A 24,812-nucleotide genomic window follows, 5' to 3' on the forward strand; every position below is an offset into this window, starting at 1 on the left:
CGAGCGCGTCAGCTGGTAGCAATGTGCAGCAGCCGCGCGCAATCACGCGCCGCGGTGCGGGCTGATTCGAGCGTCGGCGCGGTGAAGTTCACGTGGCCCATCTTGCGGCCGCAACGCGCCTCTTCCTTGCCGTACAGATGCAGGCGTGCAGCCGGCATCGCGGCGACCTCCTGCCACGGCGGCGTGACCGCCGCGCGCTTCGGACCGTCCGGGAACCAGACGTCGCCGAGGATGTTCAGCATCACCGCCGGCGAATGCTGGCGCGTGTCGCCGAGCGGCATGCTGGTCATCGCGCGCACCTGCTGCTCGAACTGGCTCGTTGCGCAGGCGTCGACCGTGTAGTGGCCGGAGTTGTGCGGGCGCGGCGCCATTTCGTTGGCGACGAGCGAGCCGTCTTCGAGAATGAAGAACTCGACGCACAGCACGCCGACATATCCGAGCTTGTCGGCGATCTGCAGTGCGGCCTGTTGAGCCTGCTGCACGAGCGCCGGCGTCGCGTCCGGCGCGGGGACGATGGTGTGCGACAGCACGCCGTGGCGATGCGTGTTCTGCGCGAGCGGATAGACGACCGACGCCCCGCTCGCCGCGCGCGCGATCAGCGCCGACACCTCGAACTTCAGCGGCAAGCGCTTCTCGAGCACGCACGGCACGCCGCCGAGCGACGCATGCGCCTCGCGCACTTCCTCGGCGTTGCGCACGCGAACCTGGCCTTTGCCGTCGTAACCCATGCGCGCCGTTTTCAGAATGCCCGGCAGCACCGCTTCGAGCTCGGCATCGCCCAGCGCCGCAAGCGCGTCCGACGACTCGATCACGACGTGCGGCGCAACCGTCACGCCCGACGACGCGATAAAACGCTTCTCGGCGATCCGGTCCTGGGCAACGGCGACGCACCGCCCCGCCGGGCTCACGAACGTGGTTTTGCCGAGAAAGTCGAGGCTCGCGGCCGGCACGTTCTCGAATTCGGTCGACACCGCCGCGCACAGCCGCGCGAGTTCGGTCAACGCCGCTTCATCGTCGTAGGCCGCGCGCAGGTGGCGGTCGGCGACCGCGCCCGCCGGGCTGGTTTCGTCCGGATCGAGCACGGCGACGCGATAGCCCATCGCCTGGGCGGCAAAGCAGAACATGCGGCCGAGCTGGCCGCCACCGACCATGCCAAGCCATGCGCCGGGCAGAATCGGTGAAACCGGTGTGTTGTCAGGGTTCATCTTGGTGGTCGGTCGCGGCCGGATACGCGTCGCGCTCTCAGTGCGAGCGGCGGGCATCCGGCCGGGGGTCGGACAGGAGACGTCGTAAAAAAACAATCGGTGCGCTTACAGCGCCGGCAACACCATCGCGTGAGCCGCTTCGTTCTGGCGCACACGGAATGCGGCGAGCTTGTCCGCGTATTCGGCGCTCGTGCCGGACAGGAGCGACACCGCAAACAGCGCCGCATTCGCGGCACCCGCCTCGCCAATCGCAAACGTCGCGACCGGCACGCCCTTGGGCATCTGCACGATCGAATGCAGCGAATCGACGCCCTTCAGGTACTTGCTCGCGACCGGCACGCCGAGCACCGGCACCGTGGTCTTCGCGGCCAGCATGCCCGGCAGATGCGCCGCGCCGCCCGCGCCCGCGATGATCGCGCGAATGCCGCGCTCGCGCGCGCTTTCAGCATAGGCGAACATTTCGTCGGGCATACGGTGCGCGGACACGACCTTCGCTTCATACGGCACGCCGAATTCCTGCAGAATCGCGACGGCGTTTTTCATGACTTCCCAGTCGGAACTGGAGCCCATCAATACGCCGACAACCGGCGCATCATGCGTATGGGCGGTTTGTGCTTCACTCATCTTTACGGCTTCCTTGTTTCCCTGCGATGCGCGCCAGACACGGCGCGCGCGATCAGATCAGTCGAGCTTGTGGCCGGTCAGGCGCTCGAGCGCTTCCTGATACTTCTCGCCCGTTTTCACGACCACGTCGTCCGGCAGCTTCGGCGCCGGCGGCTCTTTCTTCCACGGCTGGGTTTCGAGCCAGTCGCGCACGAACTGCTTGTCGAACGACGGCGGGTTCGTGCCGACCTGGTACTGGTCCGCCGGCCAGAAGCGCGACGAATCCGCCGTGAGCGCCTCGTCCATCAGGTACAGCTTGCCGTTGTTGTCCAGACCGAACTCGAACTTCGTGTCGGCGATGATGATGCCGCGCGTCGCCGCATAGTCTGCAGCTTCCTTGTACAGGCGGATCGAGATGTCGCGGATCGTGGCCGACAGCTCGGTACCGATGCGGCGTTCCATCTCGTCATAGGTGATGTTTTCGTCGTGGTGGCCCATCTCGGCCTTGGCGGCCGGCGTGAAGATCGGCTCGGGCAGCTTCTGCGCGTTCTGCAGACCCGCCGGCAGTTGCACGCCGCACACCGAACCGGTGGCCTGGTAATCTTTCCAGCCGCTGCCGGCCAGATAGCCGCGCACCACCGCTTCGACGAGGATCGGCTCGAGACGCTTGACGACCACCGCGCGCCCCTTGACCTGCTCGACTTCGTCCGGTGCGACCACCGACTCGGGCGCCACGCCCGTCAGGTGGTTCGGCACCACGTGCTGCAGTTTCTCGAACCAGAAGTTAGCCATCGCGTTGAGCACGCGGCCCTTGTTCGGAATCGGCTCACCCATGATCACGTCGAACGCCGACAGACGGTCGGTCGTGACGATCAGCAACTGGTCGTTGCCCACCGCATAGTTGTCGCGGACTTTGCCGCGGCCGAGCAGCGGCAGCGAGCGGAGCGTGGATTCGTAGAGGGTAGACATCGTCGTGGTTCGCTAAAAGTGGGGCAAAAAATGTGACCGGAACAAAAGGGAAACGCCGTTCCCCCGATGATGCGGGAACGGCGATCGGACGACAACCTGGCCAATCGGCTAAGCGAGCGGCCAGGCGCGGAGCCAAAACTACAGCTTAGCGGACGACTTGCGCGAGCTCGCCCGACTTGTACTTCTCCGCAATTTTATCAAGCGAAACCGGCTTGATCTTGCCAGCCTGGCCTTCGCAGCCGAATTGCATGTAACGGTCGATACAGATCTTCATCGCGGCTTCGCGCGCCGGCTTCAGGTAATCGCGCGGATCGAACTTGCCCGGGTTGGTCGCCATGTAGCGGCGGATCGCGCCCGTGATCGCCAGGCGCAGGTCGGTGTCGATGTTGACCTTGCGCACGCCGTGACGGATGCCTTCCTGGATTTCCTCGACCGGCACGCCGTAGGTTTCCTTCATGTCGCCGCCGAATTCGCGGATTTCCGCGAGCAGCTCCTGCGGCACCGACGACGAGCCGTGCATCACGAGGTGCGTGTTCGGAATGCGCTGGTGGATTTCCTTGATGCGCTGGATCGAGAGGATATCTCCCGTCGGCTTCTTGCTGAACTTGTAGGCGCCGTGCGAGGTGCCGATCGCGATGGCCAGCGCGTCGCACTGGGTCAGCTTGACGAAGTCGGCGGCCTGCTCCGGATCGGTCAGCAGCTGCTCGCGGGTCATCGTGCCTTCGGCGCCGTGGCCGTCTTCCTTGTCGCCCTTCATCGTTTCGAGCGAGCCGAGCACGCCCAGCTCCGCTTCCACGGTGACGCCGATCGAGTGCGCCGCTTCGACGACCTTGCGCGACACTTCGACGTTGTACTCGTACGATGCGACCGTCTTGCCGTCGGCTTCGAGCGAACCGTCCATCATCACGCTCGTGAAGCCGCTGCGGATCGCCGCCATGCACACCGCCGGCGACTGGCCGTGGTCCTGGTGCATCACGACCGGGATGTGCGGATACGACTCGACCGCCGCTTCGATCAGATGACGCAGGAACGGCTCGCCCGCGTACTTACGCGCGCCGGCCGACGCCTGCATGATGACCGGGGCGTTGACCTTGTCGGCCGCGGCCATGATCGCCTGCACCTGCTCCAGGTTGTTCACGTTGAATGCCGGAAGGCCGTAGCCGTTTTCCGCGGCATGGTCCAGCAGTTGACGCATTGATACGAGAGGCATGCTCAAACTCCTTAGATTGAAACGAATTCTTTTGCCGTCGGCATCTTTTGCGGCGATTTTATCGCGAAGCAGGTAGCGTTCCCGCGCTGACGCCGGCGCTTTGGTGCGCCGTCGCACATGGACCGTGCGGGTTGCGCCGGCCTGCTTCGCTCAATCCAGCCTGTGCCGATCGGGCAGTCCAGCCTGATCAGTACGGTTCACCAACCCGCACGATCTTCAACGTATTGGTGCCGCCCGCCTGCCCCATCGGCTCGCCGACCGTCAGCACGACCATGTCGCCGTGCGACGCGTAGCCCTTGCGGACCACCGTTTCGAGCGCCTGCTGCAGCGCGGTGTCGCGATCGGTGTTGGTGTCCAGATGCAGCGACGTCACATTGCGGTACAGCGCCATCGCGCGCTCGCTGCCGACGCGCGGCGTCAACGCAAAAATCGGCACGTGGGTCCAGTGGCGCGACATCCACAGCGCGGTCGAGCCCGATTCGGTCAGCGCGACGATGGCCTTGGCGCCAAGGTGATAAGCGGTAAACAGCGCGCCCATCGCGATCGACTGGTCGATCCGCGTGAACGTGCGGTCGAGGAAATCCTTGTCGAGTTCCGACTGCTCGGACTTTTCCGCTTCGACGCAGATCGCGGCCATGGCCTCGATGGTTTGCACCGGGTACTTGCCCGCCGCAGATTCCGCCGACAGCATCACCGCGTCGGTGCCGTCGAGCACGGCGTTCGCGACGTCCGACACCTCCGCGCGGGTCGGCACCGGCGCGTGGATCATCGACTCCATCATCTGCGTCGCTGTGATCACGAACTTGTTCGACTCGCGCGCCATCCGGATCATGCGTTTTTGCAGCGCCGGCACCGCGGCATTGCCCACTTCCACGGCCAGATCGCCACGCGCGACCATGATGCCGTCCGATGCGTCGAGGATGCCCTGCAGCGCCGGAATCGCTTCCGCGCGCTCGATCTTCGCGATCATCTTCGGCTTGATGCCGTACGGCGCGCCGGCGATGTTCGCGAGTTGGCGGGCCATTTCCATGTCGGTCGCGTTCTTCGGGAACGACACCGCGATGTAATCGACGCCGAGCGACATCGCCGTGCGGATGTCTTCCATGTCCTTCGCGGTCAGCGCGGGCGCCGACAGGCCGCCGCCCTGGCGGTTGATGCCCTTGTTGTTCGACAGCTCGCCGCCGATCCTCACGACCGTGTGGATCTCCTGGCCGATCACGCGCTGCACGCCAAGCACGATCAGGCCGTCGTTGAGCAGCAGCACGTCGCCCGCTTTCAGGTCACGCGGCAGATCCTTGTAGTCGAGTCCGACGCGCTCGTCGTTGCCGAGCTCGCATTGCGCGTCGAGGATGAACGGATTGCCGGCGACGAGCGTCGTGCGGCCGTTCTCGAACTTGCCGACGCGGATCTTCGGGCCTTGCAGGTCGGCCATGATGGCGACTTCGCGGCCGGTCAGGCGGGCCGCCTCGCGCACGAATTCGGCGCGCTGACGATGGTCGTCGGCGGTGCCGTGTGAGAAATTGAGCCGCACCACGTCCAGTCCCGCCTGCATCATTTGCAGCAGGATTTCCGGCGTGCTGGAAGCCGGTCCGATAGTAGCGACAATCTTGGTGGCGCGATGCATGAGTCTCCTCGTCTGGATAGGATCGCTGGAAAGAGCGCTGCGAGTCTGGTGCGGAGTCTGCGCATCGGAAGATGCTGCCAGGGGGCGCGCGCCGGCTGTGGCCGATGTCGCTTTGTGGAGTGATGTGGTATTCGAGACCGGCGCCTCGCGCGCCGGAGATGGGTTGTCCTGCTTGCCGGAAGGCTGATCCGGCTGGGTGGGATCGGTTGGTGCCGTCGGCGGTTGTACCGCTTCGGCGGCTGCAGGCACTACGAGCACCTCAGCAGCCGCATCCTGTCCGGCCGTTGCTGCCGCCGCAGCGGCCGCGCGTGTCGTGCGCTCCCCTGCCGGTGCTGCCGCGTCACCGCGCGGCGCTTTCGCGCCGCGCGCCTTCGTCGATTTCACCGATGGAGAGCGCGTCGCCACGTTATGCCCGCGATTCCAGAACTTCGACCGCCGGCAGCTTCTTGCCCTCGAGGAACTCGAGGAACGCGCCGCCGCCCGTCGAAATGTAGCTGACCTGGTCGTGGATGCCGTACTTGGCGATCGCCGCGAGCGTGTCGCCACCGCCTGCGATCGAGAATGCCGCCGAGCGCGCGATCGCGTCCGCGAGCGTCTTCGTGCCGTTGCCGAACTGGTCGAACTCGAACACGCCGACCGGGCCGTTCCACACGATCGTGCCGGCCTTCTCGAGCTGCGCGGCGAGCGCCTTGGCCGTGTCCGGACCGATGTCGAGGATCATGTCGTCGTCCTGCACATCGGCGACGGCCTTCACTTCGGCCTTCGCGGTCGGCGAGAACTCCTTGGCGGTGACCACGTCGGTCGGGATCGGCACCGAGGCGCCGCGGGCCTTGGCCGCGTCGATGATCGCCTTCGCTTCGCTGACGAGATCGGCTTCGGCGAGCGACTTGCCGATCTTCAGGCCGGCCGCGAGCATGAACGTATTGGCGATGCCGCCGCCGACGATCAGCTGGTCGACCTTCTCCGCGAGCGACTTCAGGATGGTCAGCTTGGTCGACACCTTCGAGCCCGCGACGATCGCCACGAGCGGACGCTTCGGCGCGCCGAGCGCCTTGCCGAGCGCTTCGAGTTCAGCGGCGAGCAGCGGACCCGCGCACGCGATGGGCGCGTACTTCGCGATGCCGTGCGTGGTCGCTTCGGCGCGGTGCGCGGTGCCGAATGCGTCGTTCACGTAGACGTCGCAGAGCTTCGCCATTTTCTGCGCGAGCTCGTCGGAGTCTTTCTTTTCGCCCTTGTTCACGCGGCAGTTTTCGAGCAGCACGACCGAGCCCGGCGCGACGTTCACGCCGTTCTCGACCCAGTTCGCGACGAGCGGCACCTCGCGGCCGAGCAGCTCGGCGAGGCGCTTCGCCACCGGCGCGAGCGAATCTTCCGGCTTGAAGTCGCCTTCGGTCGGACGGCCAAGGTGGGAGGTGACCATCACGGCGGCACCGGCGTCGAGCGCGGCCTTGATGGCCGGCACGGAGGCACGGATGCGGGTGTCTTCGGTGATGTTGCCTTGATCGTCCTGCGGCACGTTCAGATCGGCGCGGATGAACACGCGTTTGCCGGACAGCTTGCCTTCGGCGATCAGGTCGGAGAGACGCAATACCTTGTTCATGGGCTTGAGTATGCGAGTTGATGAGAAGGCGGTGACGGACTGCGCGCGGGGGCGATACGCGGCGAACTCCAGCGCTTCGGCCCAACGGCTCCGCGGGATCGGGCGCCGGCGGCCGGCCGCGACACTAGGCGCCTTGCTGCGGCACGCTCAACCCGGAAAGGGCCATTTTAACTGATCCAAACGACCTGCCGACCCGCGGCGCAGCGAATGTCGCGTATTTGATCGCCGGGCCATCGATGTCGCGGCGCAGCATCGACGGCCGGACGGTCACAGGAAGACCCGCATCAGCGTGAACACGACCATTCCGGTCACGATCGTGCCGAGCATGGTGCGCCGCCACAAAAACCAGCCGAGTCCGGCGAGCGTCGCGTAAAGCTCATGGTTGGAGGTCGCGAGCGACAGCCCGGTGGGCGTCGTTAGCACCTCGGGCACCACCACGGCGGCGAGCGCAGCCGCCGGCGCATAGCGCAGCATCTTCTGCACGCGCGCCGGCAGCACCGTGCGCTCGCCGCCGATCAGGAACAGCGCGCGCGTGAACGCAGTGACGAAGGTCATGCCGAAAATGGCGAGCCAGATTTGCGTGGAGGTCATCGCGAGTCTCCGGCGGGATCGCTCACGGCGCGGATGCGGCGCAGGTCGGCGCGCTCGATCATCAGGTCGGCCGCACTGCCGGCGACGATCGCCGCGACCACTGCGAGCGGCAGCGCGAGCCGGTACGGCAGATCGAGCGCGAGCAGCGCCACGATGCCGGCCACGCTGACCGCGACCAGCGTCGAGCGCGTGGCGATCGCCGACACCATCACCGGCAACAGCGCGAGCGTGCCGGCGAGCGCGAGTCCCCAGTTGTTGGGAATCAGGCTCGCGAGCAGGATGCCGATGATCGACGACACCTGCCACGACAGCCAGCTCGACACCGCCATGCCCCAGAAGTACGCCTCCTTGCCCGGCATGTAGCCGGTCGGAAAGCTCTTCTTCACGAACAGCAGATAGATCACGTCGCCGTTGAAATAGCCGAGCACGATGCGCCGCCACATCGGCAGATACGAGAAATGGGGCGCGAGGCCGGCGCTGAAAATCACGAAGCGGGTGTTGACCACCGCCGCGGTCAGCAGCACGGTCCACACCGGCAGTTTCGCGGCGAGGAGCGGCAGCACCGCCAGCTGCGACGAGCCGGCATAGCACAGCAGCGACATCGTGAGCGCCTGCGGCAGCGTGAGCACGGACTTGCTCATCGCGATCCCGGTGACGAGGCCCCACGAAAAAATCGCCATCAACGTGGGGGCATAGGCGCGCGCGCCTTCACGAAAAGCGCGGCGATCGGTATCGGACAGTCGAGCGAGCATCGGGCGAAGGGTACGGGCGCAAGGAACGCCGTCGGGAAGGCCCGGTCGGCGGCGGGTCGCGAGGCCACCCGCCGGCGCATCCGGATTTGATTTATGCGTGCGCTGGATTATAGCGTCCGGGCTGCGCCCCAACGCCCGTTGTGTGGGCAAAAGACGCTAAAATAGCGCTCCCGGCTATGTCCTGCGCTCATGGCCGCACCTCATAACGCACCTGCTGGAGAACCGTATGTCAATGGCCGACCGCGACGGCAAGATCTGGATGGATGGCAAGCTCATCGACTGGCGCGCTGCCAAAATCCACGTGCTCACCCACACGCTGCACTACGGCATGGGCGTGTTCGAGGGCGTGCGCGCTTATAAGACCGCCGACGGCGCCACCGCGATTTTCCGCCTGCAGGAGCACACCAAGCGCCTGCTGAACTCGGCAAAGATTTTCCAGATGGACGTGCCGTTCGACCATGAAACGCTCGCCGCCGCGCAGCGCGAAGTGGTCCGCGAGAACAAGCTCGATTCGTGCTATCTGCGCCCGATCATCTGGGTCGGCTCGGAAAAGCTCGGCGTGTCGGCCAAGGGCAACACGATTCACGTCGCGATCGCGGCGTGGCCGTGGGGCGCGTACCTGGGCGAAGACGGCATCACCAAGGGCATCCGCGTGAAGACGTCGTCGTTCACACGCCATCACGTGAACGTGTCGATGGTGCGCGCGAAGGCGTCCGGCTGGTACGTGAACTCGATCCTCGCGAACCAGGAAGCGGTCGCCGACGGCTACGACGAAGCGCTGCTGCTCGACGTCGACGGTTATGTGTCGGAAGGCTCGGGCGAGAACTTCTTCCTCGTCAACAACGGCAAGCTCTACACGCCGGACCTGTCGTCGTGCCTCGACGGCATCACGCGCGACACCGTGATCACGCTGGCGCGCGACATGGGCCTGCAGGTGATCGAAAAGCGCATCACGCGCGACGAGGTCTACACCTGCGACGAAGCCTTCTTCACCGGCACGGCAGCCGAAGTCACGCCGATCCGCGAGCTCGACAACCGCACGATCGGTGCTGGCGCGCGTGGCCCGATCACCGAAAAGCTGCAGTCCGCCTTCTTCGACGTCGTCAACGGCAAGAACGCGAAATACGCGAACTGGCTCACGAAGATCTGAGCGAACGTCCGAGCGAAACTCCAGGAAGCACCCCGCATACAACGAGAAAGACTCATGAGCGAAATCAAGGAAATGCCGCTGGTCGAACTGTCGGCAAAAGATCTGCCGGCGTATTGTCCGAACCCGGCCATGCCGCGCTGGAGCGCGCATCCGCGCGTTTTCATCGATGTGTCGCACGGCGAAGCGCGTTGCCCGTACTGCAGCACGCGCTACAAGCTGCGCGACGGCGAAGTGATCAAGGGCCATTGATCCGGCTCATCGAGCGGTTCTGAGCCGGCTTGGGCGGCACGAGGCGCGGGGTTCGGACCACGCGCCCGCCGCGACGCAGGCTCGAGCCGCGCGGCCACGTTGCCGCCCGCATCGTCATCGCGGTGCAGGTGGGCAAACGGCCTCGCGCCGCGCGGTTTTCCGCTTTCCCCTTTTACCAATCCGAGTGCCACGCGCAGCGCGCGCGGCACTCGTTATCGACACCGGACACTCACTCTGATGCGTCGCGCGTTGGTTATCGCACCGAACTGGATCGGTGACGCATTGATGGCGCAGCCGCTGTTTGCGCGCCTCGTGAAATTGCATCCGCGCATCGTCATCGACGCGGTGGCGCCCAGCTGGGTCGCCCCCGTGCTCGAACGCATGCCGGAAATCCGCGACGTCTACGCGACCGATCTCGCGCACGGCAAACTGCAGATGCTGCGCCGCTGGCAGCTCTCGAGCGATCTGCGCGACGTCGGCTACGACGCGGCCTACGTGCTGCCGAACTCGTTCAAGTCGGCGCTGATTCCGTGGCTGGCGGGCATTCCGCTGCGCATCGGCTACACCGGCGAGAGCCGCTACGGCGTGCTGAACGTGCGTCACGCGAATCCGCGCAAGGACGAACGTCCGCCGATGGTCGGCCACTACGCCGCCCTCGCCTACGCGCCCGGCGCCAAGGTCCCCGAGGATCTGGCGATGCCGCGCCTCGACACGGATCTGAACGAGGCGTCGCGCGTGTCGGCGCGCTTCAATCTCGATACGCGCGTGCCGCTGCTGGTGTTTTGCCCCGGCGCCGAGTACGGTCCCGCGAAGCGCTGGCCGCCCGAGCACTTCGCGTCGCTCGCGCAGATGGTCGGCCAGTCGTTCCCGTACACGCAGATCGTCGCGCTCGGCTCGCCGAAAGACGCGCCGCTCGCGCAGGCGATCGCCGAGAAAGCGCCGAACGTGCGCAACCTGTGCGGCCAGACTGCGCTCGGCGAGGCCTGTGCGCTGATCTCGCGGGCCAATGCGGTCGTCACCAACGACTCCGGCCTGATGCACGTCACCGCGGCGCTGCGCCGTCCGCTCGTGGCCGTCTACGGATCGACCGATCCGCGCCACACGCCGCCCTTGTCCGAGCTCGCAAAGGTACAATGGCTTCATCTCGAATGCAGCCCCTGTTTTGAGCGTGAGTGCCCACTCGGTCATCTGAACTGCCTGAAGCAGCTGAGCGCCGAGCAGGTTTTCGGCGATTTGCGCGGCATGCTGCTCGCGCAGCGCTGAGCAAACTGGTACTTGCACGCAACACCGCACGCCCCCGAGCGCGTCGCGTCATGTTCGCGCCTTGCGGCGCGGGCAAGCTGACGCCGGGGAGCGAGGGTCCGGCGCATTGGACCGTCCCGCTACCGCAGACCCGCAACCGCGCGCCGCGCACAAGAGACTGACGAGCCATGCCACGTTTTGCCCATATCTTCGAAGCCGCCGCCGATACCCTGAACGCCTACTATCAGGCCGTCGCCGAGGTCAATATCGACAGCTTGATGGGCTTGTGGATCGACGAGGAGTTCGTCAGCTGCATCTGCGCGGACGGCTCGCATCTGCACGGTCTCGAGAGCATCCGCAATGGCTTGCAGGCCCAGCTCGAAGCGATGCCGGTGTCGATCGAGCCGCTCGACATCCGCGTTTATGACAGCCTCGGCACCGTCGTCTATGCAATTGCCGAAGCGCATCGCCCGGCCGACCCGACCGCCATGCCCACGATGGTTTTCACCACCTACGTGATGGTCCACGAACGCGGCGAATGGCGCATTGCGCATATTCACGCGAGCCCGATGCCGAACGAGACCGCCAGCCAGTTCGCGACGAAGATGCGGCATGGCCAGGGCCCGCTGCACTGACGCGCGGCACCGCTGAAGCTTCAGGTTCACGCTTTTTCGCTTTCTCGCTTTTCCGCCGGTATGAGTTCGACGCCCGATAGACCCGCTTCCCCCAGTACGGCCCCCGCCAGGGTGGCGGCCGCCGTCGAGCCGACCGTCGAGCTGCTGTACCGCGCGCCCCTGTGGCTGCCGAACCGGCATGCGCAGACCATCGTCCCGTCGCTGTTCGCGCGCCGCCCCGCGGTATCGTTTCGACGCGAGCGCTGGGACACGCCCGACGGCGATTTCATCGATCTCGACTGGGTCGCGCACGATAGCCCACCCACCGATACCGCACCGCTCTTCGTGCTGTTTCACGGACTCGAAGGCAGTTCGTCATCGCACTACGCGGCTACGCTGATGGCCGCCGCGCGCGAATACGGCTGGCACGGCGTAGTGCCGCACTTTCGTAGCTGCAGCGGTCCGCTGAACCGGCTGCCGCGCTTCTACCATCTCGCCGACAGCAACGAGGCCGACTGGATCCTGCGCCGCCTGCGCGCCGCGCATCGCGGGCCGGTGGTCGCGGCGGGCGTGTCGCTCGGCGGGAACGTGCTGCTGCGCTGGCTCGGCGAGCGACAAAACGATGCGGCGCAGGTGGTGTCGGCCGCCGCCGCGATTTCGACGCCGATCGATGTCCATGCGGGCGGCCGCGCGCTGTCGCAGGGCTTTGGTCTCGTCTACACGCGCAGCTTCCTGAAGACGCTGAAGCACAAGGCCAACCAGAAACTCGAGCAGTACCCGGGCCTGTTCGACCGCGACGCGATGCTCGCGAGCCGCACGATGTACGAATTCGACAACGTCGTGACCGCGCCGCTGCACGGCTTTCGCAATACCGACGACTACTGGAGCAGCGCGACCACCCGCCCGCTGCTGCCGCACATTCAGGTGCCGACGCTCGTGCTCAACGCCCGCAACGACCCGTTCCTGCCGGCCGAGGCGCTGCCGTCGCGGCATGAGGTGTCGGCGGCGGTCGAGCTTTATCAGCCGGAACAAGGCGGCCATGCGGGCTTCATGACCGGGCCGTTCCCGGGCCGCATCGACTGGCTGTCGCGGCGCGTGTTCAGCTATCTGGAGCGGCACGTCGATCATGGATGACATCGTCAAACAGTCGTTGGCCAAATGGCCGAACGTGCCGAGCTGCACCGGCTGGCTGATGCTCGATCGGCGCGGCAACTGGCGCATGCGCGACGAAGCGGCCCAGGCGATCGGCGCGCCCGGCGCGCCGATCCGGCACGAAGCGCTGCTTGGCTTCATCAACCGGAACTACGAGGCCGATGAGCGCGGGCAATGGTTTTTCCAGAACGGGCCGCAGCGTGTCTATGTCGAGCTGGGTTATACGCCGTGGGTGGTCAGGTTATCCGCGGACACGAATGGGACGCTCGCGTTGCACGACCAGAGCGGCGGCGCGTTCGAACCGGCGGAGGTGTTCGTCGATGAAGATGGCGGCATTCTGTTCGCCGATCACTCGCAGCCGGCGCGCATCGCCGTCCTGCATGATCACGACCTCGAGATCTTCTGCGACCACGCAACGCTCGCCGACGATGGCTCGTTGAGCGGCGCATTCCACTGGAGCGTGCAGGTCACGTTGCCGCTGCAAAGCGTGCGACGCGATCAGGTGGCCGCGCGCTTTGGCTTCGTCGCGAGCCCGGCGGCGCAAGTCTGACGCCCGCACCGGCGCGCGCTCACGTGCACCCCTACCCCTTTTCGTCGAGCCGCTCTTCCTTGTAGCGGTTCTCCATCTCGTGCAGACGCGCATCGACGGTCGCGAGGTCGTAGTAGCCGATCGTCTTCAGGTCGCGCGCGTCCTTTAACTGCCGGATCGCCGACGGCCACGCCCCCTCCAGCGCGAATTTCTCCGCCATCGCGCGATGCTGCGTCAACGCATCGCCACTGCCCGCGCTCGCCTGCGCGAGATACAGCCACCACGCGGATTGATCGGGATGCGCCTGGGTTTCCCGCCTCGCCAGGGACTGGGCGTCGGTGAAACGGTGCAGCGTCAGCAGCGTGCGGATATGAATGTCGATCGCGGCGTTCGATTGCGGCCAGCGCTTCTGCGCGAACTCGGCCAGATGCGCGGCTTCGTCGGCGTGACCGGCGGACCGCGCGATGTCGGCCGCGAGCACGTCGAGGCTCGCCGAATCGCGCTCGGGCTCGCCTTCGTCACGCGCGCTCGAGACGAACGTCGCGCGCGCGTTCGCGAGCGACGCCGCCGCGTCGTCGTAGCGCTCGAGCAGCATTTGCCCGTACGCGATGCCGTACCAGTTCGCCGCGACGTTCAGCGCGGTGCGGTCGTCGATTTCCGAGCGCAGCCGCGAAATCTCGTCCGCGTAATCGCTGCGCGAGTGGACCTCCAACAGACGGGAACGCGCCCGCACGAAGCCGTACTCGGAGTCCTGATGCGGTTGCCGGTACGGCGCGCGGCGCGCGCGGTCTTCCATGTCGGCAATGCGCTCGCCCGTCAGCGGATGAGTGCGTGCATAGGCCGGAACGCCGTTTTCGTTCATCGCCGCGCGATCGAGCCGGTGGAAGAACGCCGGCATCGCATACGGGTCGTAACCGGCGCCGGCAAGCAGCAGAAAGCCGACGCGGTCCGCTTCGTGCTCGGCCGAGCGCGAGAAGCGCAACTGGCTGTCGACCGCATAGGCTTCGCTGCCGAGCACGATCGCGCTGCCGAGGTCGCCGCTATGCGCGAGCACGCCAGCCAGCACGCCGAACAGCACACCGGCGAGCGCCGCATAGCCGCTGCGCTCGCTGTTCGAGATCATCCGCGAAATGTGCCGCTGCAGCACGTGTCCCATCTCATGACCGAGCACCGAAGCGAGCTCGGACTCGGTCTGCGTCGCCACGATCAGCCCGGTGTTCACGCCGATGAAACCGCCCGGCAGCGAAAACGCGTTGATCTGTGCGTCGCGCACCGCGAACAGTTCGAAGTCCGGACGATAGCCGCCGATGTACAGCGCGCTGGCCGCCGCCGCGAGCCTGGCCGCGACCGAATTCAGGTAGTCGCGCACGAGCCAGTCGTCGAGATAGTCGGGGTCGCGGCGCAACTCGCGCATCACGCGCTCGCCGAGCTTGCGCTCCGCCTGCGGGGTCAGCGAGCCGGCCCCGCCGCTGCCGAGATCGGGCAATTGCTGCGCGGCGATCGGTGCGCGCCAGTCGCTGCGGCCGGCGGTGCTGCCATTGCCGCCGCCGTTGGAGAAGCGGCTCTGCGCACCGCCATAGGTGCCGAACACGCCGCGCGCGATATCGGACGGCAGGATCGGATCGGCGTAAGCGTCGGTCGGGCCGCTGACGAGCGGCGCCTCCGAAGACGACGTGTCCGCTTCGACGGCCGCCCCGCTGGTCGCTTGCGCGAATGCGCCCGGCGGCATCGCGAGCGCGACGCAAAGCACTGCAGCGAGGAACCGTTCTGGATGCATCGCGAAGCCCGTCAGACGAAGTCGAAAAGCGCCGCCCGCGGCCCGGACTAAGATAACGGGCAGAGGCGTCGCAGGACACGCACAAGGCAAAACGCAGAGCACGACACAGCGCAAGTGTAACCAGTCGGCGCGACGATTCGAGGCCGCGCCGCACTGCTATGATAGGCGCCCTCTGAAGGAGCCAACCATGCCTGAACTCACTCATTTCGATGCAGCCGGCGACGCGCATATGGTGGATGTCGGCGGCAAGCAGGAGACGAAGCGCATCGCGATCGCGCGAGGCTCGATCCGCATGCTGCCCGGCACGTTCGCGCTGATCCGCGACGGCAACGCCAAAAAAGGCGACGTGATCGGCGTCGCGCGCATCGCGGCGATCCAGGCCTCGAAGCGCACCGCCGATCTGATTCCGCTGTGCCATCCGCTCGCGCTGACACGCGTGAAGGCCGATTTCGAACTCGACGAGCAGATGCCGGGCGTGCATTGCACGGTTCAGGTGGAGACGTTCGGGCGCACGGGCGTCGAAATGGAAGCGCTCACCGCCGTGCAGGTCGGGCTGCTGACCGTGTACGACATGTGCAAGGCGGTCGATCGCGGCATGGTCATCACCGATGTGAAGGTGATGGAAAAGCACGGCGGGAAGTCGGGGGATTGGGTCGCGCAGGGTTGAAGCGCGGTTCGACAACTATCCGGATAGCAAGATGACCATCGACGAACTGCTCAAGCAGCTACTGGCGTTTCGTGACGCGCGCGATTGGCAGCAGTTTCATACGCTGCGCAACCTGATCGTCTCCACTGGCATCGAAGCCGGCGAGCTACTGGAGACGATCCAGTGGAAGACCGATGCGCAGATCGACGCGCTGCTTCGCGATCCGGCGGAATCGACGAACCTCAGGCACGAGTGCGCCGACGTGTTCATGTACCTGCTGCTGGTCGCCCATACCGCGGGCTTCGATCTCGTGGACGCGGCGGCGGAAAAGCTGAAGCTGAACGAAGCGCGCTACCCCGTCGACAAGGCGAGAGGCACGGCCGCGAAGTATTCCGAGCTTTGAACTTCGAGGCGCGCAGGCTTGAGCGCCAAAGCGCCCAAGCTTGCGCAGCACGATCAATCGTCGTCGCCGTTGTCGTCCGGCGTCGCATCGGCCGCCGGTGTGCCGTAGCGCTTCACCAACTGCTCCTTGAAGCCCGCGAGCGACTTCTGCTCGTCGACGAGCTCGTACAGATAGCCGAGCTGTGCGGGCCAGTCCTTCAGTTCCTCCGCGAAAATCCGCAGACGTTCGACCGTATCGAGCGCCGCCGCGGTGTCGCCGGTCAATGCCTGCAGCACCGCATAGCGACGCAGCACCGTCTCGCCCGGCAACAACGCGATCGCCTGCTTGTGCATCGCGAGCTTGCGTTGCAGGTTCAGCGGATTCATCGGCTGCAGCGTCGCGAGGCCGTATTCGCCCCAGGAGCCGAACAGGACCGACGGGTCCGCGCCGTACTGCTCGGCCGGACGCGCGCCGTAGTACAGCACCTCGGCGCGCGCATAGTCGCGATACACCGGATACAGCGCGGCGAGTCCGCCGAACACCACGACCGCGAACGCGCCGAACGACACGCCTGCGGGCACCACGCGCAACGGCCGTGTTTCGAGCAAGCCGAACACGAACATCGCGGGCAACAGGAAGAACATGTACTGCTGCGGATACTCGACGAGCGCATGCATCGTCAGCACGCCGATCAGCGCGATGCCGAATACGCGCGCGGCGCTTTGCGGCGCACGCACGACGCGCACGAGCCACGCGACCAGACCCACGAGCACGATCGCGAGACCGATCAGGCCGGCTTTCGCGAGCAGGTCGATAAAGATGTCGTGCGAGTTGTTGGCGATCTCAACTCCGCCCAGCTGCCTGACGAGCGCGAACTGATAGCCCGGGAATTCGCCCCAGCCGACGCCGAGCAGCGGATGCGCCTTGAACATCGTCCAGCCGTATTTCCACAGCGCGAGGCGCGGCGCGATCTGGCCGGCGTCCTGGAAGCGCTCGGCGGCCGACTGCGCGAGCCCGAGGTGATAACGCACGTTGGCCCAGCGGATCAGCGCATTGACCACGAAGAACAGCACCCCGAGCGCGATCGGAACCAGCCATTCACGGTTGCTGCGGCGCAGTTGCGGCTCGTTGCGCGTCTGCGCGAAGGCCATCCAGAAGCCGGCCACGACGATCACACCCATTTGCAGCCACGGACCGCGCGACACGGTCAGCGCGAGTCCGGCTGAGAAAATCGTCGACACGAGCAGCCAGACCGGCACCGCGATGCGGCGCGTCTGCACGAGATACAGCGCGCCCGCCATCGCGAACGCGATATACGTCGCGAGATGGTTCGCCTGCGCCATGTTGCCGAACGGCCGGCGCTCGACGATCACGTTATACGCGACGACGAACGGCGCGACTCGCGTCTCGAGGTGAAGCAGCTGGATCACCTGGCTGAACACCGCAAACAGACCGCCGACGATCAGCGCCCCCGCCGCCCAGCGCAAGGCGGTTTCATCGAGCTTCACGCGCGTGAAGCCATAGCCCACGTGCACGGCCATCCATGCGGCCAGCAGGAAGCCCGCGCCGAGCCAGTTCATCGACGGTTGCGCGACCGGCAGCACCAGCGTCTGCACGACCAGCACAAGGCCGAACAGCAATGGCACTAGCGCGACCGTGGGCGACGCGAAGCTCACGCGCGGCCGCGTGGTCGCGACCAGCAGCACGACGGCCGCGCCGGTCAGCAGATACAGCGCGAGCGAGGTGAATTCGGCGTAGAAGGTTGGGATCGGATACGTATGGTTGGCAACCGCATAGGGCAGGATCAACGCAAGAGCCAGCAGTACGAGAGACAGGTAGCGCGCGAAAGGGGTCGGCATCGAATCAACAGTGGGCGTCAGCAACCGGCGCACTATACAAAAAATTCGTTGCACTGTGCGCCGGCCCGGCCGAAATAGGCGCAAAACCCGCCTTTTACGTTGCGGCTCCGACTCCTGCGGTCAGCGCCCGGTCACTCACGCGTTGGCCTCCTTACGAACGGCATTCGGGCGGTGCCAGATTCGCGGCGAGCGTCGGCGCTTCGATGGGCATCGGCCCCGAGCCCGGCGCCGGCAACGACGACGCGCTCTTGCCGCCCGCAAAGCATTCCCACGTCAGCGCGCCGCCCAGCACCGCGTCCTTGCTCAACGCGACACGCGCGCTCGGGGCATCCGCGTTGTCCGGCACCGAAGGCACCAGCGTCAGCGTGTTGGCACCGGCCTGCGCGACGCGCGTCGTGTACGTGATCGAGATCTGGCCGGTGTCGTCGTCGATCTGGATGGACTCGACGTTGCGCGTGGCGGGCGGCGACGCATAACCGCCGCTGAACGCGTTGCCGCTCGCGGCGTTTTCGGCCACCGCGAGCCGCGCCGATGCCGCGAGCGACAAGCCCTCGCCGACCCGGCTACGCGCCAGATAGTCCTGATACGCGGGAATGGCGTAGGCCGCGATCACGCCGACGATCGCGAGCACGATCATCAGCTCGATCAGCGTGAAGCCGACGCCGCAGCGGCGCGACGCTCGGGTGGATTGAGAGTAAGGAAAATATGGCAGCGGGGTAACGATCATCGGCAGACTCCTGATACGAGAAACGCCTGGCCCGCGAATCGGGAACAGGCGCATTGATCGTAGCGAGCGAGGCTCGCGCGTCACAGTCAGCCGGATGGCCAGGCTTGCGTTCGGACGGCACCACGGTTTAGGCAGCGGCTCGCGGCGGCCCCACGCTCACACCGCCGCGCGTTTCACGTTACGGCGCTTCAGCAGATAACCAACGATCACGACGAACAGCGCGCCCGCGACGCTCATCCCGTACTCGGCGACGGGCGTGTCGAGGATCGGCCAGCGGTCGCCGGCCGGGTCGTTGATGATCAGGCCGCCCGCAATCCAGCCGAGCAGGGCCGCGCCGAACAGCACGATGGACGGAAAGCGATCGAGCAGCTTCAGAATCTGCTGGCTACCCCACACGATCAGCGGAATGCTCACCACAAGGCCAAAGATCACCAGGGCCAGCCGATGCTCCTGCTCCGCGGCTTCGGCCGCGCCCGCGATCGCGATCACGTTGTCGACGCTCATCACCGCATCGGCGACGATGATCGTCTTCACCGCCGAGATCAGCTTGTCGGCCGGCTTCACGTTCTCATGTGCGTCGTGCGCCGGCGAGAGCAGACGCACCCCGATCCACAGCAGCAGCACGCCGCCCGCGAACTTCAGGAACGGCACGTCGAGCAGCACGACCGCGAACGCGATCAGCACGACCCGCAGCGCGATCGCGCCGACGGTCCCCCACACGATGCCGCGCATGCGCTGCGACTGCGGCAGGTTGCGGCAGGCGAGCGCGATCACGACCGCGTTGTCGCCGCCGAGCAGAACGTCGATGACGATGATCTGAAAGACCGCGCCCCAATGAAGGGTCGTGAAGAATTCGAGCATGGAAAAAAGAATCAGAAAAGTCGGCCGGGCGGACAGAAACCCTGCACAAGCGCGGACGAAAAAAAGCGGGGGAGTCTGCACTCCCCCGCTTTTCGGGACCGCCGCTCACGAAAGGACTTCGTAAGCGTATCAAAAACGCGCGCCTACGGCACGCGAATTCGATTTACAGCATCGCCTTCAGAAGACGCGCCATTTCCGACGGGTTCTTCGTGACCTTGATACCACATGCGTCCATGATTTCCAGCTTCGCTTCAGCGGTGTCCGCACCGCCCGAGATCAGCGCGCCGGCGTGGCCCATGCGCTTGCCCGGAGGCGCCGTGACGCCAGCGATGAAGCCGACGACCGGCTTCTTCATGTTGTCCTTGATCCACTCAGCAGCGTTCGCTTCGTCCGGACCGCCGATTTCGCCGATCATGATGACGGCATCCGTATCCGGATCGTCGTTGAACATCTTCATGACGTCGATGTGCTTCAGACCGTTGATCGGGTCGCCGCCGATACCGACTGCCGACGACTGGCCGAGGCCGATCGCGGTCAGCTGGCCGACTGCTTCATACGTCAGCGTGCCCGAACGCGACACGACGCCGATGCGGCCCTTGCGGTGGATGTGACCCGGCATGATGCCGATCTTCAGCTCGTCCGGCGTAATCGTGCCCGGGCAGTTCGGTCCGAGCAGCAGCGTCTTGCGGTTTTCTGCACGCATACGGGCCTTGAGTTCGATCATGTCACGGACAGGAATGCCTTCCGTGATACAGATCGCCAGATCCAGGTCGGCTTCGACGGCTTCCCAGATTGCCGCAGCAGCGCCTGCCGGCGGAACGTAAATCACCGACACGGTCGCGCCCGTTTCAGCCTTGGCTTCAGCGACGCTAGCGTAGATAGGAATGCCTTCGAAATCTTCGCCTGCACGCTTCGGGTTCACGCCTGCAACGTACGCTTCGCGGCCGTTTGCATATTCGCGGCAAGCACGCGTGTGGAACTGACCGGTCTTGCCGGTAATGCCCTGCGTGATGACCTTGGTGTCTTTGTTGATCAGAATCGACATGTATTGACCTCTGTTCGTTTGGCGTCGCGCGGGTGCGCCACGAGGCGCGATGTTGCGCGCCCGCGTCGCTCGCGCGCCGCCATTCGTAATCCTGGTAAACGCGCTGGGGAGCTTACGCCTTGCCCGCAGCGGCCGCGACGACCTTCTGAGCCGCTTCTTCCATGCTGTCGGCCGAGATGATCGGCAGACCGGATTCAGCGAGCATCTTCTTGCCCAGGTCTTCGTTCGTGCCCTTCATGCGGACCACGAGCGGCACCTTCAGCGACACGGCCTTCGACGCCGCGATCACGCCTTCCGCGATCACGTCGCAGCGCATGATGCCACCGAAGATGTTGACCAGAATCGCGGTCAGGTTCGGGTTCTTCAGCATGATCTTGAACGCTTCGGTGACCTTCTCGGTCGTCGCGCCACCGCCGACGTCGAGGAAGTTCGCCGGTTCGCCGCCGAACAGCTTGATGGTGTCCATCGTTGCCATTGCGAGGCCAGCACCGTTCACGAGGCAGCCGATGTTGCCGTCGAGCGAGATGTACGCGAGGTCGAACTTCGACGCTTCGACTTCAGCCGGATCTTCTTCGTCCAGATCGCGGTACGCGACGATTTCCGGGTGACGGAACAGCGCGTTCGAGTCGAAGTTGAACTTCGCGTCGAGCGCGATGACCTTGCCGTCGCCGGTCAGGATCAGCGGGTTGATTTCGGCGAGCGATGCGTCGGTTTCCCAGAATGCCTTGTACAGGCCTTGCAGGATCGCGCGAGCTTGCGGGATCGAAGCGTCGGGCACGCCGATCTTCTTCGCGAGGTCGTCCGCTTCCGCGTCCTTCAGGCCGGTCGACGGGTCGACAGCAACCTTGTGGATCAGCTCAGGCGTCTTTTCCGCGACTTCTTCGACGTCCATGCCGCCTTCGCTCGACGCCATCACGACGATCTTCTGCGAAACGCGATCGATCACGAGACCGACATACAGTTCCTTCTTGATGTCGGCGCCTTCTTCGATCAGCAGGCGGTTCACCTTCTGGCCTTCCGGACCGGTCTGGTGCGTGACGAGCTGCATGCCGAGGATCTGGTTCGAGTACTCGCGAACCTGTTCCAGCGACTTGGCGACCTTCACGCCGCCGCCCTTGCCACGGCCACCTGCGTGGATCTGAGCCTTGACGACCCATACCGGGCCGCCCAGCTCTTCCGCGGCCTTGACCGCATCATCCACCGAGAAGACCGGCTTGCCGCGCGGTACCGCGACGCCGAATTTCCGCAGGATTTCCTTACCCTGGTACTCGTGAATCTTCATGCGTGATTCCCTTCAGTCTGAGAGTTGGATTGAACTTCGTTTCCGTTGCCGCCGTTCAGGCAGACGCAGTGCCGCCTGGGTCGCGGGGCGCCGCGTCGTCCGATGAGGCCGCGCGCTCCGCTGGACGCGGTGCGTGGCCATACCAGCGCGGATAAAACTGTTGCACCGCCTCGCCGTCGAAACGCAGCGCGTGGCAGCGTCCCAGCTGGAATGGCGGTTTGTCGTTGGAATGCTCGCCTGTGCCGTTAGACGATTCGTCTCCCGAACCCGCTTTCGCGCCCGCCGCGCGGTCACCGGTGTCCCACACATCGCCGGCGAACGCCTGGATCGCGGCGGTCGGCAGGATCGCGCACAACTCGGTGAGATGCGTGCAACCGGCCGTGCCGGCCAGCAAACGGGCAGCATCGCGACGGAAGTTATGGAACAGATTGAGCCCGATGAGGGCACGGTAGGCGGGATTGCTGGCCTGGCACAACCCTGGATAGGGAACCCAGTCGGACGACGCCTCGGCGTCGACGACGTTGAGCTTGCGATCGATGGTGATGCGAAGCCAGAGTTCATGGATCGGCTGACCATTGGGCCGGACGCCCGACGCAAGCGCCACATCGCGTGGTTTTTCGTCGGTCAGGCACGCTTCCACGTCCCACAGGCCATCGGCTCGCTCGTAAGCTTCCGCTCTGATTGCGCGACGATGGCGCAACTGACGGGACACGGGCGAGGAGAGCGACATGCGGGAAGGAAAGGCCGGATTGGAAAACCTCTGAATTTTAGCATAACGGGTATTTGGGGCAGCCCCGATTGCGCACGGCCGCGCGACGGGGTACGGCTCGGCAATTGCCGGCTGCCGAGGCTGGGGTGCTAGTCGCCGCCCCACATGTCGTCGATGCCCTTCAGGATCTTGCCGATCGTCGCGCCGGAAAAACCGCGCGACGCGAGAAAGCGCGCCTGCTTCGCGCGCTCGGCCGGTGTTTGCGGCAGCTCGCCGAATTTTTTGCGCCAGACCGCCTGGGCGCGCGCGAGTTCGGTTTCGAGTAATTGCGCACTCGCCTCTTCGACGAGCGCCGGGTTGAGCGCGTGCTGCTTCAGTTCACCGAGAATGCGGCTCGTGCCGAGCCGCGAGGCGCGCCGATGGACCAGGCTTTCCGCGAAGCGCGAGTCGGATAGCCAGTTTTCGGCTTCCAGCGAGTCGAGCACCGTGTCGAGCGAATCGGTTTCCTCGACGTAGGGCTTCAGCTTGCGGGCAAGTTCGGCGCGGCTATATTCGCGGCGCGACAGATAGCCGAGCGCACGCGCTTTCAGCGAACGGGTTGGGCGTTGGGATTTTCTGCTGTCGTCTTCGTCGGACTGCGCAGGCTTCGCTTCGCCGGGTTCGCGGCGCGAGCGGGTGTAGGTGACTTCGGAGGGAGAGGTGGAATCGCGCGCGGAGAAATTCAGGCTAGACGACGCCGCCGGGGATACAGACCGCGTACGCTGCGGGCCGCGGCCCGCAGCGCGGTCGTGTGCGTCGAACGATTCGAACGGATCGAATGGATCGCCGGCGGATGGGCCGCCGGCATTGGGTGATCCATCCGGCGCTTCGCGCGGGCCGTCCGGATGGCGTCCGGAGTCGGACAACGGCCGGCCTTTGCGGATCACGTGATGCTTACTCTTCTTCGTCCGCGACTTCAGCGTCGGCGCCGGTCACGGCGTCCGCCATCGCGGTGACGCCCAGCGACTCGCGGATACGGTTTTCGATTTCGCGTGCGATGTCCGGATTTTCGCGCAGGAACTCACGTGCGTTGTCCTTGCCCTGACCGATCCGTTCGCCGTTGTAGCTGTACCATGCGCCAGCCTTGTCGACGATCTTCGCCTGCACGCCGAGGTCGATGATTTCGCCCTGCCGCGAGATGCCCTCGCCGTACAGGATGTCGAAGATCGCTTCGCGGAACGGCGGGGCCACCTTGTTCTTGACGACCTTCACGCGCGTTTCGTTGCCGATCACTTCGTCGTTCTTCTTGATCGAACCGATGCGGCGAATGTCCAGACGCACCGACGCGTAGAACTTCAGCGCGTTACCGCCCGTGGTGGTTTCCGGGTTGCCGAACATCACACCGATCTTCATGCGGATCTGGTTGATGAAGATCACGAGGCAGTTCGTGCGCTTGATCGTGCCAGTGAGCTTGCGCAGCGCCTGCGACATCAGACGCGCCTGCAGACCCGGCAGCGAGTCGCCCATTTCGCCTTCGATTTCCGCCTTCGGCACCAGCGCCGCGACCGAGTCGATCACGATCATGTCGATCGAGCCCGAGCGCACCAGCGCGTCGGCGATTTCGAGCGCCTGTTCACCGGTGTCCGGCTGCGAGACCAGCAGGTCGGCGACGTTCACGCCGAGCTTGCCCGCGTATTGAATGTCCAGCGCGTGTTCCGCGTCGATGAACGCCGCGGTGCCGCCGAGCTTCTGCATTTCGGCGACGACCTGCAGCGTCAGCGTGGTTTTACCGGACGACTCCGGACCGTAGATTTCGACCACGCGGCCACGCGGCAAACCGCCGACGCCCAGTGCGATGTCGAGGCCGAGCGACCCGGTGGAGACCACCTGGATGTCTTCGACTGCCTCACCTGCGCCGAGCCGCATGACCGACCCTTTGCCGAACTGCTTTTCGATCTGCGCGAGCGCGGCGGCGAGGGCCTTGCTCTTTTCAGCAGTCAGTCCAGCCGAGCCTTTCTTGCTTTCTTCCATGAATCGTCCTTTGCTATGATGAAC

25 protein-coding genes are annotated in these 24,812 nt (G+C 65.5%); 8 read left to right on the top strand and 17 right to left on the bottom strand.

The window, feature by feature from the left end; all coding sequences use genetic code 11:
* Positions 1 to 8 precede the first annotated feature (8 nt).
* From L0U81_RS12825 to L0U81_RS12860, 8 genes are all read right to left on the bottom strand, one after another.
* The gene (locus L0U81_RS12825) at positions 9 to 1,205 is read right to left on the bottom strand and encodes a 5-(carboxyamino)imidazole ribonucleotide synthase (protein WP_233803188.1); all 1,197 of its coding nucleotides are present in this window, start codon (positions 1,203 to 1,205) and stop codon (positions 9 to 11) included.
* 105 nt (positions 1,206 to 1,310) lie between these two features.
* Positions 1,311 to 1,829 carry a 5-(carboxyamino)imidazole ribonucleotide mutase gene (gene purE, locus L0U81_RS12830; RefSeq protein WP_018421699.1) on the bottom strand — a complete coding sequence of 173 codons (519 nt, stop codon included), beginning with the start codon at positions 1,827 to 1,829 and terminating at the stop codon, positions 1,311 to 1,313.
* A 57-nt stretch (positions 1,830 to 1,886) separates the two neighbouring features.
* On the bottom strand, positions 1,887 to 2,777 hold the full coding sequence (locus L0U81_RS12835) for a phosphoribosylaminoimidazolesuccinocarboxamide synthase (protein ID WP_233803189.1): 891 nt from the start codon (positions 2,775 to 2,777) through the stop codon (positions 1,887 to 1,889).
* Positions 2,778 to 2,922: 145 nt separating this feature from the next.
* Positions 2,923 to 3,987 carry a class II fructose-bisphosphate aldolase gene (fba, locus tag L0U81_RS12840; RefSeq protein ID WP_090801723.1) on the bottom strand — a complete coding sequence of 355 codons (1,065 nt, stop codon included), beginning with the start codon at positions 3,985 to 3,987 and terminating at the stop codon, positions 2,923 to 2,925.
* 187 nt (positions 3,988 to 4,174) lie between these two features.
* Positions 4,175 to 5,611 (bottom strand): pyruvate kinase, encoded by a 1,437-nt coding sequence (gene pyk, locus L0U81_RS12845; protein WP_233803191.1) that lies wholly within the window; start codon positions 5,609 to 5,611, stop codon positions 4,175 to 4,177.
* A 406-nt stretch (positions 5,612 to 6,017) separates the two neighbouring features.
* Positions 6,018 to 7,211, bottom strand: a complete 1,194-nt coding sequence (locus tag L0U81_RS12850; protein ID WP_233803193.1) for a phosphoglycerate kinase — start codon at positions 7,209 to 7,211, stop codon at positions 6,018 to 6,020.
* A gap of 267 nt (positions 7,212 to 7,478) precedes the next feature.
* On the bottom strand, positions 7,479 to 7,802 hold the full coding sequence (locus tag L0U81_RS12855; RefSeq protein ID WP_233803195.1) for an AzlD domain-containing protein: 324 nt from the start codon (positions 7,800 to 7,802) through the stop codon (positions 7,479 to 7,481).
* Positions 7,799 to 8,554, bottom strand: coding sequence for an AzlC family ABC transporter permease (locus L0U81_RS12860; protein WP_233803197.1), 756 nt, complete (start codon positions 8,552 to 8,554; stop codon positions 7,799 to 7,801). The genes L0U81_RS12855 and L0U81_RS12860 overlap by 4 nt, the downstream gene beginning before the upstream one ends.
* Positions 8,555 to 8,780: 226 nt before the next feature.
* Here L0U81_RS12860 and L0U81_RS12865 point away from each other — a divergent pair, with 226 nt between their 5' ends.
* From L0U81_RS12865 to L0U81_RS12890, 6 genes are all read left to right on the top strand, one after another.
* Complete coding sequence (locus L0U81_RS12865) at positions 8,781 to 9,704, top strand: branched-chain amino acid transaminase (RefSeq protein WP_233803199.1); 924 nt, start codon at positions 8,781 to 8,783, stop codon at positions 9,702 to 9,704.
* Positions 9,705 to 9,758: 54 nt separating this feature from the next.
* Positions 9,759 to 9,953 carry a zinc-finger domain-containing protein gene (locus tag L0U81_RS12870; protein ID WP_008920434.1) on the top strand — a complete coding sequence of 65 codons (195 nt, stop codon included), beginning with the start codon at positions 9,759 to 9,761 and terminating at the stop codon, positions 9,951 to 9,953.
* A gap of 237 nt (positions 9,954 to 10,190) precedes the next feature.
* Positions 10,191 to 11,216: a lipopolysaccharide heptosyltransferase II gene (gene waaF, locus L0U81_RS12875; RefSeq protein WP_233803201.1), complete on the top strand. Its 1,026-nt coding sequence runs from the start codon at positions 10,191 to 10,193 to the stop codon at positions 11,214 to 11,216.
* 167 nt (positions 11,217 to 11,383) lie between these two features.
* Positions 11,384 to 11,830 carry a nuclear transport factor 2 family protein gene (locus L0U81_RS12880; RefSeq protein WP_233803203.1) on the top strand — a complete coding sequence of 149 codons (447 nt, stop codon included), beginning with the start codon at positions 11,384 to 11,386 and terminating at the stop codon, positions 11,828 to 11,830.
* A gap of 60 nt (positions 11,831 to 11,890) precedes the next feature.
* Entirely contained in the window at positions 11,891 to 12,943 is a 1,053-nt protein-coding gene (locus tag L0U81_RS12885; RefSeq protein WP_233803205.1) for a hydrolase, read from the top strand.
* Positions 12,936 to 13,511 carry a DUF2946 family protein gene (locus L0U81_RS12890; RefSeq protein ID WP_233803206.1) on the top strand — a complete coding sequence of 192 codons (576 nt, stop codon included), beginning with the start codon at positions 12,936 to 12,938 and terminating at the stop codon, positions 13,509 to 13,511. Before L0U81_RS12885 ends, L0U81_RS12890 begins: the two co-directional genes overlap by 8 nt.
* Positions 13,512 to 13,542: 31 nt before the next feature.
* Here L0U81_RS12890 and L0U81_RS12895 read toward each other — a convergent pair whose 3' ends face one another.
* Positions 13,543 to 15,267 carry a M48 family metalloprotease gene (locus tag L0U81_RS12895; protein ID WP_233803208.1) on the bottom strand — a complete coding sequence of 575 codons (1,725 nt, stop codon included), beginning with the start codon at positions 15,265 to 15,267 and terminating at the stop codon, positions 13,543 to 13,545.
* A gap of 187 nt (positions 15,268 to 15,454) precedes the next feature.
* Between L0U81_RS12895 and moaC the strand changes: the two genes are divergently transcribed.
* Together moaC and L0U81_RS12905 are read left to right on the top strand one after the other, a co-directional pair.
* Positions 15,455 to 15,934: a cyclic pyranopterin monophosphate synthase MoaC gene (gene moaC, locus L0U81_RS12900; RefSeq protein WP_233803210.1), complete on the top strand. Its 480-nt coding sequence runs from the start codon at positions 15,455 to 15,457 to the stop codon at positions 15,932 to 15,934.
* A 31-nt stretch (positions 15,935 to 15,965) separates the two neighbouring features.
* A complete protein-coding gene (locus tag L0U81_RS12905; RefSeq protein ID WP_233803212.1) occupies positions 15,966 to 16,316 on the top strand; it encodes a nucleotide pyrophosphohydrolase in 351 nt (116 codons plus the stop codon).
* A gap of 53 nt (positions 16,317 to 16,369) precedes the next feature.
* On the opposite strand, the gene L0U81_RS12910 is transcribed toward L0U81_RS12905, so the two are convergent.
* From L0U81_RS12910 to recA, 8 genes are all read right to left on the bottom strand, one after another.
* A complete protein-coding gene (locus L0U81_RS12910; RefSeq protein ID WP_233803214.1) occupies positions 16,370 to 18,154 on the bottom strand; it encodes a PglL family O-oligosaccharyltransferase in 1,785 nt (594 codons plus the stop codon).
* Positions 18,155 to 18,305: 151 nt separating this feature from the next.
* Positions 18,306 to 18,881, bottom strand: coding sequence for a pilin (locus L0U81_RS12915; protein WP_267956680.1), 576 nt, complete (start codon positions 18,879 to 18,881; stop codon positions 18,306 to 18,308).
* A 156-nt stretch (positions 18,882 to 19,037) separates the two neighbouring features.
* Positions 19,038 to 19,742: a TerC family protein gene (locus tag L0U81_RS12920; RefSeq protein WP_233803216.1), complete on the bottom strand. Its 705-nt coding sequence runs from the start codon at positions 19,740 to 19,742 to the stop codon at positions 19,038 to 19,040.
* 163 nt (positions 19,743 to 19,905) lie between these two features.
* Positions 19,906 to 20,787 carry a succinate--CoA ligase subunit alpha gene (gene sucD, locus L0U81_RS12925; RefSeq protein ID WP_062124510.1) on the bottom strand — a complete coding sequence of 294 codons (882 nt, stop codon included), beginning with the start codon at positions 20,785 to 20,787 and terminating at the stop codon, positions 19,906 to 19,908.
* 112 nt (positions 20,788 to 20,899) lie between these two features.
* On the bottom strand, positions 20,900 to 22,069 hold the full coding sequence (gene sucC / locus L0U81_RS12930; protein WP_075302690.1) for an ADP-forming succinate--CoA ligase subunit beta: 1,170 nt from the start codon (positions 22,067 to 22,069) through the stop codon (positions 20,900 to 20,902).
* 55 nt (positions 22,070 to 22,124) lie between these two features.
* Positions 22,125 to 22,799 (bottom strand): DUF2889 domain-containing protein, encoded by a 675-nt coding sequence (locus L0U81_RS12935; RefSeq protein ID WP_233803218.1) that lies wholly within the window; start codon positions 22,797 to 22,799, stop codon positions 22,125 to 22,127.
* A gap of 128 nt (positions 22,800 to 22,927) precedes the next feature.
* Positions 22,928 to 23,704, bottom strand: a complete 777-nt coding sequence (gene recX / locus L0U81_RS12940) for a recombination regulator RecX (protein ID WP_233803220.1) — start codon at positions 23,702 to 23,704, stop codon at positions 22,928 to 22,930.
* Between the two features lie 7 nt (positions 23,705 to 23,711).
* Positions 23,712 to 24,788, bottom strand: a complete 1,077-nt coding sequence (gene recA, locus L0U81_RS12945) for a recombinase RecA (protein ID WP_233803222.1) — start codon at positions 24,786 to 24,788, stop codon at positions 23,712 to 23,714.
* Positions 24,789 to 24,812: the final 24 nt, after the last annotated feature.

Origin of the sequence: Paraburkholderia sp. HP33-1, assembly GCF_021390595.1 — a bacterium.
GTDB lineage: Bacteria > Pseudomonadota > Gammaproteobacteria > Burkholderiales > Burkholderiaceae > Paraburkholderia.